This is a genomic window from Shewanella inventionis, from assembly GCF_014641855.1.
GTDB classification, from domain to species: Bacteria; Pseudomonadota; Gammaproteobacteria; order Enterobacterales; family Shewanellaceae; genus Shewanella; species Shewanella inventionis.
On record NZ_BMII01000007.1, the window covers coordinates 14,644 to 28,855 of the forward strand.

The 14,212-nt window shown below is 42.9% G+C and carries 10 protein-coding genes; 3 read left to right on the plus strand and 7 right to left on the minus strand.

All coding sequences use genetic code 11. The annotated features are described in order from the left end of the window. Window positions 1-44: 44 nt before the first annotated feature. The 7 genes from IEW93_RS05310 to IEW93_RS05340 all read right to left on the minus strand — a co-directional run bounded on the left by IEW93_RS05310 (window position 45) and on the right by IEW93_RS05340 (window position 8,969). Entirely contained in the window at window positions 45-947 is a 903-nt protein-coding gene (locus tag IEW93_RS05310; RefSeq protein ID WP_188737696.1) for a homocysteine S-methyltransferase family protein, read from the minus strand. A gap of 261 nt (window positions 948-1,208) precedes the next feature. After that, complete coding sequence (locus IEW93_RS05315) at window positions 1,209-3,284, minus strand: M13 family metallopeptidase (protein WP_188737698.1); 2,076 nt, start codon at window positions 3,282-3,284, stop codon at window positions 1,209-1,211. Window positions 3,285-3,592: 308 nt separating this feature from the next. After that, window positions 3,593-5,365, minus strand: coding sequence for a sodium:solute symporter family transporter (locus IEW93_RS05320; protein WP_188737700.1), 1,773 nt, complete (start codon window positions 5,363-5,365; stop codon window positions 3,593-3,595). A gap of 130 nt (window positions 5,366-5,495) precedes the next feature. Then, a protein-coding gene (tnpC, locus tag IEW93_RS05325) for an IS66 family transposase (RefSeq protein WP_188737702.1) occupies window positions 5,496-6,931 on the minus strand; the annotation gives its coding sequence in 2 pieces (ribosomal slippage) (window positions 5,496-6,739 and window positions 6,739-6,931; 1,437 coding nt in all). 97 nt (window positions 6,932-7,028) lie between these two features. Beyond that, complete coding sequence (locus IEW93_RS05330) at window positions 7,029-7,658, minus strand: bifunctional 4-hydroxy-2-oxoglutarate aldolase/2-dehydro-3-deoxy-phosphogluconate aldolase (protein WP_188737704.1); 630 nt, start codon at window positions 7,656-7,658, stop codon at window positions 7,029-7,031. A 17-nt stretch (window positions 7,659-7,675) separates the two neighbouring features. After that, window positions 7,676-8,608, minus strand: coding sequence for a 2-dehydro-3-deoxygluconokinase (gene kdgK / locus IEW93_RS05335; protein ID WP_188737707.1), 933 nt, complete (start codon window positions 8,606-8,608; stop codon window positions 7,676-7,678). Between the two features lie 25 nt (window positions 8,609-8,633). Beyond that, entirely contained in the window at window positions 8,634-8,969 is a 336-nt protein-coding gene (locus tag IEW93_RS05340) for a cupin domain-containing protein (protein ID WP_188737709.1), read from the minus strand. Between the two features lie 302 nt (window positions 8,970-9,271). On the opposite strand from IEW93_RS05340, the gene IEW93_RS05345 reads away from it, so the two are divergent. The 3 genes from IEW93_RS05345 to IEW93_RS05355 all read left to right on the plus strand — a co-directional run bounded on the left by IEW93_RS05345 (window position 9,272) and on the right by IEW93_RS05355 (window position 14,106). Further along, on the plus strand, window positions 9,272-11,425 hold the full coding sequence (locus IEW93_RS05345; RefSeq protein WP_188737711.1) for a heparinase II/III domain-containing protein: 2,154 nt from the start codon (window positions 9,272-9,274) through the stop codon (window positions 11,423-11,425). A gap of 1 nt (window position 11,426) precedes the next feature. Continuing rightward, complete coding sequence (locus tag IEW93_RS05350) at window positions 11,427-13,577, plus strand: heparinase II/III domain-containing protein (protein WP_188737713.1); 2,151 nt, start codon at window positions 11,427-11,429, stop codon at window positions 13,575-13,577. 124 nt (window positions 13,578-13,701) lie between these two features. Continuing rightward, the gene (locus IEW93_RS05355) at window positions 13,702-14,106 is read left to right on the plus strand and encodes a PaaI family thioesterase (protein ID WP_188737715.1); all 405 of its coding nucleotides are present in this window, start codon (window positions 13,702-13,704) and stop codon (window positions 14,104-14,106) included. The last annotated feature ends 106 nt before the right edge of the window (window positions 14,107-14,212 follow it).

Sequence of the window (14,212 nt, forward strand, 5' to 3'; positions counted from 1 at the left end):
ATGCAACCCTGCTAGCGGCGATTCATTCCTAATCAAGGTTGTGGTTAGCATTTATTCAGGCTATCTCGCCATGTGGCCAGCGCGTTAATGTGGCTTGGGTAAATACCACAACAGCCACCGATAATGGTCGCTCCTAATTGATGCCAGCGCTTGGCAAACTCAAGATATTCGTCCTCAGAAACATGACGCAACGTTTGCAAAGTGCCATTGGCTTGATGGCCTGATTTGATTGGGGTAAAACTATTTGCATAGACACCAATCGCGAGCGAGTTATTGTGTTGCGCTAATACCTGTAACACATCCTTAATGGCTTGCTCGATAACCTCTGGGATAGAACAGTTAAACAAGATCCCCGTTGCATTTGTTACTAACAATGCCGCAACAGCATCGGTTAGCAATTCTCCTGAACGTAGTCGAATCGGCTGGTCAACTTCATCAATCAGAGTATAAGCGAAATAACAGGGTTTATCGGTATTGGCTAGCACTTTAGCTATCACCTGTGCTTCAGCAATACTGGCAATTGTCTCAGCAAGCCAGATATCGACGTGCTTATCTTGAGCGTTAAATAAGGTAGAACAGATCTCATAGGCCCGCTTTGCCTCAAATAACTCGGGACGGTAGGATCCTAAAGCGGGAGGGATTGAGCCAGCAACAAGCACTTTTTGTTGAGATTGAGTCACAACCTCACGCGCAATATTTGCCGCTTTTTCAGCAAGTTTTGCTCCTTGCTCGGCATACAGTCCTTCACCTAAATGAAACGGTACACAGGCATAGCTATTGACGGTAATAATCTGCGCTCCAGCTTCGATAAAGTTTTGATGTGCTTGCGCTACAAATTGTGGGGATTCAATCAGTGCTTGCGCACTCCACAGTGGTTGAGAAAAAGGCGCGCCGATACGTTTGAGTTCACGCCCCATACCGCCGTCTAAAATTGTCAGTGTTTTCATAATGGACTTCCGTACTACTCAATATCTACTCGGGCTATTCAAACATAATATCCTCCAACTCAAAGCGAAATCTTCTCATTATCGATAAGATAACATTTCGCTATTGTGGATATCCGCGAGATTATACCAATGATATTGATGAGGTTGGCATTTAATGGCTGACAGCATCACAGTGCTAATATAACTACGAATGTAAAAAAGCCAATCATTATCTGATTGGCTTTTTTGATTGATAACGCAAATATCTAAGTCGATATTTAATTACCAAATACGTACGCGTTGATCTTCAGGTAAATACAGCTTGTCACCCGGTTTAACATCAAACGCTTTGTACCATGCATCGTGGTTACGTGGCGCAAGTGCACGGTAACGACCAGGAGCATGAGTCCCAGCACGCAGTTGGCTTAACATGCTTTGCTCAGTGCGTTTTTCTTTCCAGACTTGTGCCCAAGCCATAAAGAAACGTTGGTCACCCGTGGTGCCATCGATGATGGGGGCTTCTTTACCATTAAGGCTCAATTTATATGCATGGTAGGCCATTGATAGTCCGCCTACGTCACCAATGTTTTCGCCTAAACTATTACGCCCATTTACAAAGTTGCCAGAGATTGGCTCATACAAGCTGTATTGTTGCGCCAGCATGTCTGCTTTTGCTTCAAATGCTGCACGGTCTTCATCTGTCCACCAGTTACGCTGAATACCGTGGGCATCTGATTTTGAGCCCTGATCATCAAATCCGTGGCCCATTTCATGGCCAATAACCGCACCAATGCTGCCGTAGTTCACTGCTGGATCGGCATTGGGGTCAAAAAACGGTGGTTGTAAAATAGCAGCAGGAAACACGATTTCATTAAATGAACTGTTGTAATATGCATTCACAAATTGCGGTGTCATACCCCAACGGTTACGGTCGGTTTTTTTCAGCTCGTTAGCCACACTATCAGCCTGGAAAAACTCACGTAATGAACGAATATTACTGACTAAATTGTCTTTGGTTAGGGTTAGACCATCGTATTCTTGCCAGACATCGGGATAACCAATCTTAGGGGTAAACGCAGCTAATTTTGCGTGTGCGTTAACCTTAGTTTCTTTGCCCATCCAATCTAAACCATCAATACGTTGACCAAGCGCGGTGCGTAGGTTTTCGACCAGCTCTGCCATTTGTTGCTTAGACGATTCAGGGAAGTAACGGGCAACGTACACTTTACCAATGGCAAAGCCTAAAGATTGCGTGCCTGACATCTGCTCAACTGCGCGTTTCCAACGTGGGCGAGGTTCTTCTTGGCCATTTAGGGTTTTTCCAAAAAAGGCAAAGTTACTGTTAAAAATATCGTCAGATAATAGTTCAGCATTGTTGGTGATAGTGTGGAAGATTAAATAGTCTTTCCATACATTGATAGGGCTATTATTGACCAATTTAATCATTGCATTGACTGGGTCTGGTTGAGCAATGTTAAGTTGTGGAACTTGATAGCCCATTTGTTCAAAGAACAGATCCCAATTAAAGCCAGGATATGTGGTAGCTAGCTCACTACGATTTAATTGATTCAGGGTTAAATCACGGTCGCGGCGTTTTTCTCTAGGCCATTGGCCTTCTGCAATTTGGGTTTCTAAGGCTAAAATCGCTTCGGCGCGTTGTTTGCCGTCTTTTATGCCAGCATAGGCCAACATAGTAGCAATGTGTTCAAGATAGGCCGCTCTAATGGTAATAAAACGCTCATCGTCTTCTAGGTAATATGAACGGTCAGGTAAACCTAGGCCACCCGCACCAATGGTCAGCTCGTATTGGTCTGGATCCAGTCTGTTAAACCACATGCCGCCACCAATTGGTGACGCTGCACCTGTTAACCAGCCTTGACCAAAAATTTTGGTTAAATCGTCTGTGCTGTTAACCGCGTTGATGTCATCTAATACGGGCTGGATTGGGCTAATACCACGTTTATTAATGGTGTCTGTGTCCATGTATGCGTGATAAAAATCAGCAATAAGTTGTTCATCTGCGGTTAGATTTTCACGACTGGCGATATCATCAATAATGGCTTTTACTTGATCTTCACTGCGCTCAGCTAATACAGCAAATGCACCGTAACGGGTTTTATCTGCTGGCATTTCAAAATTGTCATACCAGGTACCGCTGGTATACATAAAGAAATCATCACCGGGTTTAACGGCTTCATTACGCGCAGATAAGTCAATGCCAAAAGTACCAAGTTCAGCCTTAGCCACTGGGGCTGGTTGTACTGCAGGTGTGGCTTCGGTGGTTTTTTGTGTGTCATTATCACTACAAGCCGTTAGCATTACAGCTGTTAATGCGATAGAAATTAAGGATTTATTCATTGTGAGCTTATTTCCTTTTTATATTCTCATTTTTATGATTTATTTGTTGTTTGCGGTTATATCATCTAAAACTGGCAAAAATTGTCAATCAACGAATTGTTAGTAAATTTATATCTGTTGCGTTTTAATTCGTATAGACAGTCTAACAACAAGATGAATTATTGATTATAAATCAATAACCTTAAATTAAGTTGAATTGCTGCAGGCTCAATTGCTTGCTATCACGGTTTGAATTTTTTAGTCAGTTTGAGGTAAAAAGGCCTTATATTTCTATAAGGCCTTTTTATATGATGCAATGCCGATGTCATCTACGCGTTTTGTACCACAGCTTTTTTAACGCTTCCATTGCCAGAACGTGCAGCATAAACCAGTAATACACCAACAATTAACACAATCGAACCACAAAGTAAGAACATTAATCGACCTGTAGGTTCATTAGGGATTAACGCCATAATCAACACACCAAAACCTGCAACGGTAATGAGGTTACCGAGCATTGAACGCTGTTTAGTGTCTAGGGTTTGCTGATCTTCACTGTCTGCAATAACAGGGGTGTTCCAGTTAATAAACAGTTGGTCGACTTCTTTTTCTCGTTCAGGGGTTAAGCCTTTATAAAACAGCATGGTCGTAAAGAAGAAACCACCAGTAAAAATAACGTGCGCCGCTAAGCTTAGGCCAATCTTTAAGTCAGACCATTCACGATCGGTAAGTGGCGTTTCTAAACCTAATATAGCTTCAAATTGTCCAGCTGTTAGCGCAATACCAAAGACGTAAGACACAAAACCACCCACAATTAAGGTTGTCCAACCAGACCAGTCTGGTGTGTTACGGATCCACATGCCAAGTAATACCGGAATTAACATCGGGAAGCCGATTAATGCTCCAACGTTTAATACAATATCGAACAAGCTTAAGTGACTAAGAGAGTTGATAAACAAGCCAATCAAAATCATGATAACGCCCATGATGACAGTGGTGATTTTACTCACGGTGACTAACTCTTTTTGCGAGGCATGCTCACGTAATATCGGTGAATAGAAGTTACAGACAAAGATGCCTGCATTACGGTTTAAGCCTGAGTCCATTGACGACATGGTGGCGGCAAACATGGCCGACATTAACAAGCCGACCATACCGGCAGGCATCACTTCTTGTACAAAGGCTAAATAGGCTGCATCGCCCGCTTTGTCGCCCATTGAAGCATATTGCAAGGCAAATTCAGGCATAAATGCGCTTACATACCAAGGCGGTAAAAACCAAATTAATGGGCCAACAACCATTAATATGCAGGCGAGGGCAGCGGCCTTTTTGGCATTTTCACTGTCTTTGGCACATAAATAACGATATGCATTAATGCTGTTGTTCATCACGCCAAATTGCTTAACAAAGATAAACACTACCCAGAGTACAAATATGCTGACGTAATTTAAGTCATTGCCCAACACAAAGTTACCGTGGAATTTGTCGATGATATTGCCGATCCCACCACCATAAAAATAAGCTGCTATTGCACAGGTAATGGTCACGGCCATAATGACAATCATTTGCATGAAATCAGAGGCGACAACCGCCCAAGACCCACCCGTGACTGACATAATAACCAGTACTGCACCGGTCACTATGATGGTGGTTTCCATTGGGATATCAAACACAGCCGATACAAAAATCGCTAAACCATTAAGCCATATACCTGCGGAAATTAATGAGTCAGGCATGCCCGCCCAGGTAAAAAACTGCTCTGATGTTTTACCAAAACGTTGGCGGATCGCTTCAATCGCGGTGACGACTCTAAGTTGTCTAAACCTAGGTGCGAAGTAGAGGTAATTCATTAAATAGCCAAAGGCATTGGCTAAAAACAACACAACAACGACAAACCCGTCAGAAAAAGCCCGACCCGCAGCACCGGTAAAGGTCCATGCGCTAAACTGAGTCATGAATGCGGTGGCCCCAACCATCCACCACAACATTTTGCCGCCACCTCTAAAGTAATCACTGGTAGATGTAGTGAATTTTCTAAACATCCACCCAATGGCAATTAAGAAGAAAAAATAGGCAAGTACGACAAGCATATCAATAGTCATGATTTAGCCTCGATAAATAAAAAGCTCATTTTTGTGTTAACAATGTTAACCGCGAAAAAAAGACCATAGCCTGTATGGTCAAATAGTATTTATTTTGAATTATGGTAACCGTTCACCAGAGGGGGATTGACTAGGTCGACATTAACCCAAAAACATCTGGGTACTCATTCTTGCCAATTACGGCAGTAATGATTTGGCTGATCACTGTGATTGGCGATAGTTTGCGTTTCTTGCACGTTTCAACCACCGATAAAACCCGAGAGCGGAATTTCTCACCTCTATCCGAGCTGGTGCCGTAACAGATTTTCCGCATAATCACACTGCCACGCAGACAGCGCTCAGCCTCGTTATTGGTTAACGGCGTATCTGGATGATTGAGAAATACCCATAAACCCACTTCATATTTGAGGATGTAGCGGCAACGACCTGCATAGCGTGAGGCAGGCACTTTCGTGCCGCGTTCAAGCCAGTCAATGATACTGCGCCGCAAGCGATGCATTCGCCGACGCCAATTGACTTCGTCAAGTGTGCCCGCTTCATATTTATGCTGAGTACGAAAAACGGATTTGAAAAGTAAAACGAGTCGATTACCGATATGCTCGGTGAGGCCTTTGCCTGAGTAATCTGCCATTTGTTGTAAGTTTCGCTCTATATGAGCAAGGCAAAACTGGTGACGCTCTGGCTCTATCCAGTGATAGCTTGGACATTGGTCACTGACAACAACGGCTTGAGTTTGCTCGCCGAGCACAGATTTAGCGGCATCCTTATTACGAAAGTATTTCACCTGTTGAAACACCGCATCTTTAGACGACACAAGCCAGATCCAACGGGTATGTTCTTCACCATTACGGTTATGGGTTGTCTCATCAACGTGAACTAATGGTGCTTGCTTTATATGTTGATGCAGTGCCTGATGTATTGGAGTCAGCATGCTACTCACTCGCCCTTGCGCCTCTGAAATCAGCCCTGTAGAGAAGTGAGTGCCGTATTGGTCTTGTAGCAAACGTTGTATTTTACGTACACTCAGATGATATAGCCCACTTAGCACCGATACGTAGCTGAGCAACCTTGGCCCCATCTGACCATCAGGTGCCCCTTTGGGTAAAACGCCTTTGCTCACGTTGTTGCATTGCTGGCAACGGCCATGAAATAACTGATATTCAGTGATATCGAGTTTAGGTTTAGGCAGTTCAAACACTTGATGGCGATAGCTTGGAGACGGATTGGGTGTCACTTCTCCACCGCAATCTGGGCAACATGCATCCGGCAAGCAAGCGATTTGCTTATCGGTTTCACCGAGTGACGCTAGCGGTCTTTTGTGCCCCGTATGTCCAGGTTGAGCGCCAACCTGATTTCCGCTACGAGGCGTTTGAGCTTTTTTCGCTCGGCCTTATCCGCAGGGGAGTCAGATGAAGGCGACTTGGATGAATTACGAGAGCTCATCGTTAAACGGTCTTCATATTCACGTAATTTCCCCCACAACTCTTGAATGAGCAGATCGGCTTTGTTTACACCTAGCTCAGCAACTGTTGGCGGTTCTGCTGCAAATTGTTTTTTCTTTTTCATGTTGCCATTTTGGCACCGTAAATCGATCGTTCAATAGCAATATGACAAAACCTTATCGATCATCAATTGATCGTGTCAATAAGGGGCTGGTGAACAGTTACGAATTATGAATATGTGATACAGCAACGCGCACTAAACGGCCAATTTCATCCCATTGTCCTGAGTCAATCAGGTTAGTGGGAACCATCCAGGTGCCGCCACAAGCAAGCACAGCAGGGATATCAAGATACGAATCAATATTGTCTAAATTCACCCCACCCGTTGGCATAAACGTTACCGGATAAACGGCAGTTAAAGCCTTAAGCATGTTAACGCCACCAGAGGGCTCAGCAGGGAAAAACTTAAGTGTTCTGAGCCCCATTTCCATGGCTTGTTCAACCAGGCTTGGGTTGTTGACGCCGGGCACAATTGGCATGCCTTTATCAAGACAGTGTTGCACCACACGTGGATTAAACCCTGGGCTAACAATAAAGTCGACTCCAGCATCTATCGCCTGATCGGCTTGCTCTGTGGTTAAAATGGTCCCCGCACCAATAAACATTAAAGGAAATGCGTCTCGCATAGCTTTAATGGCATCGGCTGCGCAGTCTGTTCTAAAGGTGACTTCAGCGCTTGGCATGCCGTTATCAATCAGTGTTTTTGCTAGCGGGACCGCATCTGAGGTCTTATTAATGGCAATAACAGGGATGAGTTTATGTTTAGCTAATAAATCGTTCATCAAAATCATGGTATTCTCGAGGCTATTTATAATTGGATTTCTGGCATGGCAACCATGGGAATAATGGCTCCGGGATATTGGATCACGGTACTGGCCATAATGTGTCCTGCTAATGCGGCTTGTACTGCGCTGCCTTGACTGAGGCGTTTAGCTAAAAAGCCAGCATTAAATGAGTCGCCAGCTGCTGTGGTGTCAATAATGTTGCTTACAGGGGTTGCTGCTACATAACTGGTTTGATTATTTTCAATGACTATACAATCCTCAGCGCCTCTTTTAATGATGAGTTCTGTTACGCCTGCTGTTTGTGTACGGCTAATGCATTGTGTAACCTCTGTATCACCGTACAATTGTATTTCGTCATCAAAGGTGAGTATGGCAATATCTGTTAAGGCTAATGCTTTAGCGTATTCATCCATTGTTTGCTGTGGGTTTGACCACAATTTGGGGCGGTAATTATTATCAAAAATCACTTTACCGCCACGGCGCTTAAATTCACTGAGTAACGAAAATAATGTGCTTCTGCCTGACTCAGTTAATATTGCCAGGGTAATACCAGTAATTAACAGATAATCGTAACTGAGCAATTGCTCTGTAAGATGTTCAGATTCTGGCTGATCAAACAGGTATTTTGCCGCTGAATCATTACGCCAATAATGAAAACTGCGCTCACCAGTGTCATCGGTTTCAATGTAGTACAAACCAGGGTTTTTATGAGCTAGTTGCAATACTAAACTGGTGTCAATGCCTTCAGCCTGCCAGGCGGCTAACATTTGCTCACTGAATGAGTCATAACCGAGAGCCGTTACATAGCTGGTGGTAATTGACTGAGCTTGAGTTAAACGAGCAAGGTACAATGCTGTGTTGAGTGTGTCGCCACCAAAAGCTTGCTTTAAGCCGCTCAATTTCTTTTGAAGCTCAACCATACATTCGCCAATAATTGCAATTTTCAATGGTTTCATGCTGTTACCTTATAATGAGTATCGATTACTTTAAAAAGTCTTCGCGGGCAGGAGAGAACATGTCAAGCAACACACTGTCATGCTCTAGGGCGACAGCTCCGTGCATAAGGTGTTTGCGAGCAATATAGGCATCGCCGGCTTTAAGCACTTGCTTTTTGCCATCGACTTCAGCTTCAAAGCTGCCACGAATGACATAACCTATTTGATCGTGGATCTCGTGTGCATGCACATAACCGATGGCGCCTTTATCAAAATTTAAATGCACAGCCATTAATTCGTCAGTGTATCCAACGATTTTACGTTTTATACCATCACCTAAATTTTCCCAGGGGTGATCATCAGCGATAAAAAAAGGATTCATGTTCGTTCTCCAACTGCATTATATGTTGCCTTCATTATACAAATAATAAACATTAAATACATATTGTAATACAATTAGTTCTTACCAATGGTGTGTAAATCGGTAATATAGAAATAAAACCATTTAAATACAGGTGCTTATTATTTAAAATATTTTTGAATAAGTTTAGATAAATTGAAATAAAAGCGTATATTTTAGGTGTATTTGATAAAAATCATTGTAAAAAAGCTAATTTGTATGACAATATTGTCATACAAATTTAGATGCGATGAAGATAAGTTATTAGCCAAAAGGTAAATACTATGACCATAACAACGCCCATCTTACTTACGCAGGCAGAAATAGCCGATTTACGTAAAGAGTTTGGACGCACAAGTTTGATGGGGAAAACAATAGCTGCCCATATCAATGAACTGCAAAATTTTATGGCTTTGCCTATCGATGTGCCTGGGCACGGTGAGGCGGGTGGTTATGAACATAACCGACACAAGCAAAACTACACCTATATGAATTTAGCCGGTCGGTTGTTTTTAATCACTGAGCAGCAACAGTATGCAGACTTTGTTATTGCGCTATTAGACGAGTATGCAGATAAGTATTTAACATTTGATTTTCATGTGCAAAAAAACACGAACCCAACAGGGCGTTTATTTCACCAAATATTAAACGAACATTGCTGGTTATTATTCACAAGCCTTGCCTATTCTTGCGTGTCACAAGTGATGACCCCAGCGCAACGTAACCGCATAGAAAGCCAAATATTTGAACCTATGTTAGAGATGTTTACGGTTAAATATGCCCATGACTTTGACCGTATCCATAATCACGGTATTTGGGCCGTCGCTGCGGTAGGCATTTGTGGCTTAGCAATCGGTAAGCGAGAATATTTAGATATGGCGGTTTACGGCATAGAGCGTAATGACAGCGGTGGTTTTCTTGCGCAAATTTCGCAATTGTTTGCACCATCTGGTTACTACATGGAAGGGCCTTATTATCATCGCTACGCCATCCGTCCAACCTGTTTATTTGCTGAAGTGTTACATCGCCATATGCCTGAAGTGGATATATACAACTACAAAGACAAAGTGATTGGTAATACAGTTGAAGCCTTATTGTCGACTGCCTATCCTAATGGCGAATTCCCAGCATTAAATGATGCGTCACGTACTATGTCGATTACTGACATGGGCGTACAAGTTGCTGTGAGTGTGTATAGCAAACATTATGGTGTTGACGATAACTTATTAGGCATGGCTAAAATTCAAGACAGAGTTTGGATGCATCCATGTGGATTAGTGTTGTCGCGTGCACTTGAACAAGCAGAGCAAAAGGCCAGTGTTGGCATGCCATTTTGGCCAAGTGTAGAGTTAAACGAAGGCCCTGATGGTACCCATGGCGCACAAGGTTTTATCCGCATGCAGGATAAAAACGGTGATGTGTCGCAACTGGTGATGAATTACGGCCAGCATGGTATGGGGCACGGTAATTTTGACACCTTAGGGATCAGTTTCTTTAACCGTGGCCAGGAAGTACTACGTGAATATGGTTTTGCCCGTTGGGTTAATGTTGAGCCTAAATTTGGCGGCCGTTATCTTGACGAAAACAAATCTTATGCACGGCAAACGATTGCACATAATGCTGTTACCGTTGATGAAAAGTGCCAAAACAACTTTGACGTCGCCCGAGCAGACAGTGTACACGGCATACCGCACTTTTTTAGTGTCGACAGCGATGTGATTAGCGGCATGAGTGCTTTTGCGAACCAACATTATGATGGTTTATCGATGCAGCGTAGCGTGTTTATGTTGGCGCTAGATGAGCTTGAATCGCCTCTGTTAATCGATTTATATCGTTTAGCGGGCGAGAGTGAGCATCAATACGACTATTCTCATCAATATGCCGGGCAAATTATTCGCACCAGCTTTGATTATCAAAGCCATCAAGAAGTGTCTACGTTAGGTGCTGACAATGGCTACCAACATTTGTGGAATATCGCCAGCGGTAAACCGAGTGAGACCGCTTTAGTCAGTTGGTTACAAAACAACACCTATTACACATGGCTTGGCACCAGCAGTAATGACTCAAGTGAAGTGTTTTTTACGCGCACAGGCGCTAATGACCCAAGTTTCAATTTACGTAGCGAACCTGCTTTTATTTATCGCACTGCAGGTAAAACAACCTTGTTAGCATCAGTGCTTGAAACTCACGGATATTTTAATGAAGAGTTTGAGCAGTCGGTAAACGCTCGCGGTAAAGTGTCGTCCATCAAAGTCTTAGGTCACAATGATGTCGGTTCGGTGGTGCAAATATTCACCAGTAACTCGCTTATTATTCTTATGGTTTGTAATCAATTAACCACAGCAACAAGTCAACACAGTGTGACTTTTAATCAGATAAACTATCAATGGACTGGCCCTTACGCTGTCGACATTACTGCCATTAAGCAGGAGAAATAACATGAGTTACCAACCTTTATTACTCAATTTTGAAGAAGCAGCGCAGCTCAGACAGTCGCTCAATACCGACACCCTTTTGGGCAAAGCCCTATCGCGTGACATTGCCCAAACAGACAACTATATGGCTACGGTAGGCATTGAAGTGCCAGGACACGGTGAAGGTGGCGGTTACGAGCATAACCGCCATAAGCAAAATTACATTCACATGGATTTAGCTGGCCGGTTATTTTTAATTACTCAAGAAGATAAATACCGCAATTACATTGTGAATATGTTAACCGCCTACGCCACTGTGTACCCAACACTTGAAAGCAATGTCAGCCGTGACAGTAATCCACCGGGTAAGCTCTTTCACCAAACACTCAATGAAAACATGTGGATGCTCTATGCATCGTGCGCGTATAGCTGTATTTATCACACCTTAGATGAATCTCAAAAACGTCATATTGAAGACAACTTACTTAAACAAATGATTGATATGTTTGTTGTTACCTATGCGCATGATTTTGATATTATTCATAATCATGGCTTGTGGGCAGTGGCTGCCGTAGGTATTTGTGGTTATGCGATAAACGATCAAGCATCAGTGGACAAAGCACTGTTTGGCCTTAAGTTAGATAAAATCAGTGGCGGATTTTTAGCGCAGTTAGATCAATTGTTCTCGCCAGACGGCTATTACATGGAAGGGCCTTATTATCACCGCTTTTCGCTACGGCCTATTTACTTGTTTGCCGAAGCCATTGAGCGTCGTCAACCAGATATCGGCATTTACCAATTTAACAACTCAGTGATTAAAACCACCTCTTATGCGGTAATGTCGACGGCGTTTCCTGACGGCACCTTACCAGCACTAAATGATTCATCTAAAACCATCAGCATTAATGATGAAGGTGTGATCATGGCCACCAGCGTGTGTTATCACCGTTATGAGCAAAATGACACCTTACTGAGTATGGCTAATCATCAGCAAGATGTGTGGGTACATATTTCTGGGTTAACTTTATCTAACGCGGTTAAAGACACCGATAACATTAAACCTTTTAGCTGGGGCAGCTTGTTTGTAACAGACGGGCCAGAAGGTGAAAAGGGCGGCGTAGGTATTTTACGTCATCGCGATGCTAAAAATGACGATACCATGGCACTTATCTGGTTTGGCCAACACGGTAGCGATCATCAATATCATTCTGCGCTTGACCACGGCCATTACGATGGTTTGCATTTAAGTGTGTTTAACCGTGGCCAAGAAGTATTACACGACTATGGGTTTGGCCGTTGGGTAAACGTTGAGCCTAAATTTGGTGGGCGTTACATTCCTGAAAACAAGTCTTATTGTAAGCAAACCGTCGCTCACAATACGGTGACTGTTGACCAAAAAACGCAAAACAATTTTGATACCGCCCTTGCTGAATCTAAGTTTGGCCAAAAACACTTTTTTAAGGCTGATGACTCAAGTTTACAAGGGATGAGCGGCCGTATTGCAGATTATTACGATGGCACACAAATGCAACGAACTGTCATTGTTGCCGATATTGCTGAATTTGAAAAACCATTGATTATCGATGTGTATCGGATTGTGGCAGATAGACCACATCAATACGATTTACCTGTGCATTATTCTGGGCAAATAATCCGCACTGACTTTGATTATCAAACCGAGTCAAGGTTAACGCCATTGGGCGCCGACAACGGTTACCAACATTTATGGAATGTTGGCTCAGGTAATGTCAGCGGTAGCAGCTTACTCAGCTGGCTGCACGGCAATAGCTATTACAGTTTAGTGTCGAGTGCGGCACCAGACAGCAAAGTGATCTTTGCACGTACCGGCGCGAATGACCCAGACTTTAATCTTCGCAGCGAACCTGCATTTATTTTACGCCAATCTGGGCAAAACCATGTATTTGCCTCAGTGTTAGAAACACATGGCTATTTTAATGAGTCGATCGAAGCCTCTGTTGGCGCGCGAGGCCTGGTTAACAAGGTAGATGTGGTTGGTCACAATGAAATTGCCACTGTGGTTAGTTTTAGCACCACTAATGGTCATTTCTATACGGTTGCGATTTCAAATCTCAGTGGCGATGCGTTAGAGGCTCATCATACTGTTGAGTTTAATGGTCAAACTTATCAATGGCAGGGCGCTTTTGCGATAATCTAAAGCCAAACGTTCTGTGAGTGTATAAAAAGGTTGAATATGATGTTCAACCTTTTTTTGTTAGCGTGACAACTGACTTTAAATATGTGTAAGATTTTATATATAAAAATAAAACGAGAGCAGTAGAATGGCGACAATAGAACAGATCCAGCACTTTTTTGATACAGAGTTTGCTCATTCAAATATCGTTATTGAGAGCATCTCACCGCGACAGTCTACTATTCGACGCTCTGTCACTGAGCGAGATCTAAGGCCAGGTGGCACGGTATCGGGTCCTTTTATGATGGCACTGATTGATGCTTCTCTTTATGCCACTATTTTTGGCGAACTAGGCTTATTGGTGTCTGCAGTCACCACTAATTTAACTATCAATTTTCTTAATAAGCCATCGAGTGAGGTGGATGTTATTGCAAAATGCAATTTACTAAAATTAGGGACTACACTGGTTGTGGGCGAAGTGACTTTATATTCTGAAGGTAAGTTAGAACCTATTGCTCACGCTGTTGGTACTTACTCGATACCAAAGGTGTAAACCATTATTGATTTTTAATTTTTATCGGGTGTAAATTTTTTGTTGGTTTGACATACATTGCAAAATAATCAATGAGTTACTGCAATACACACTGTCGCTATTAATC

What these genes read in the sequence shown, in the direction of transcription:
- IEW93_RS05310 (WP_188737696.1), bottom strand. Translation starts at nt 947, where the DNA reads ATGAAAACACTGACAATTTTAGACGGCGGTATGGGGCGTGAACTCAAA.
- IEW93_RS05320 (WP_188737700.1), bottom strand. Translation starts at nt 5,365, where the DNA reads ATGACTATTGATATGCTTGTCGTACTTGCCTATTTTTTCTTCTTAATT.
- IEW93_RS05355 (WP_188737715.1), top strand. Translation starts at nt 13,702, where the DNA reads ATGGCGACAATAGAACAGATCCAGCACTTTTTTGATACAGAGTTTGCT.
- IEW93_RS05315 (WP_188737698.1), bottom strand. Translation starts at nt 3,284, where the DNA reads ATGAATAAATCCTTAATTTCTATCGCATTAACAGCTGTAATGCTAACG.
- IEW93_RS05330 (WP_188737704.1), bottom strand. Translation starts at nt 7,658, where the DNA reads ATGATTTTGATGAACGATTTATTAGCTAAACATAAACTCATCCCTGTT.
- kdgK (WP_188737707.1), bottom strand. Translation starts at nt 8,608, where the DNA reads ATGAAACCATTGAAAATTGCAATTATTGGCGAATGTATGGTTGAGCTT.
- IEW93_RS05350 (WP_188737713.1), top strand. Translation starts at nt 11,427, where the DNA reads ATGAGTTACCAACCTTTATTACTCAATTTTGAAGAAGCAGCGCAGCTC.
- IEW93_RS05340 (WP_188737709.1), bottom strand. Translation starts at nt 8,969, where the DNA reads ATGAATCCTTTTTTTATCGCTGATGATCACCCCTGGGAAAATTTAGGT.
- IEW93_RS05345 (WP_188737711.1), top strand. Translation starts at nt 9,272, where the DNA reads ATGACCATAACAACGCCCATCTTACTTACGCAGGCAGAAATAGCCGAT.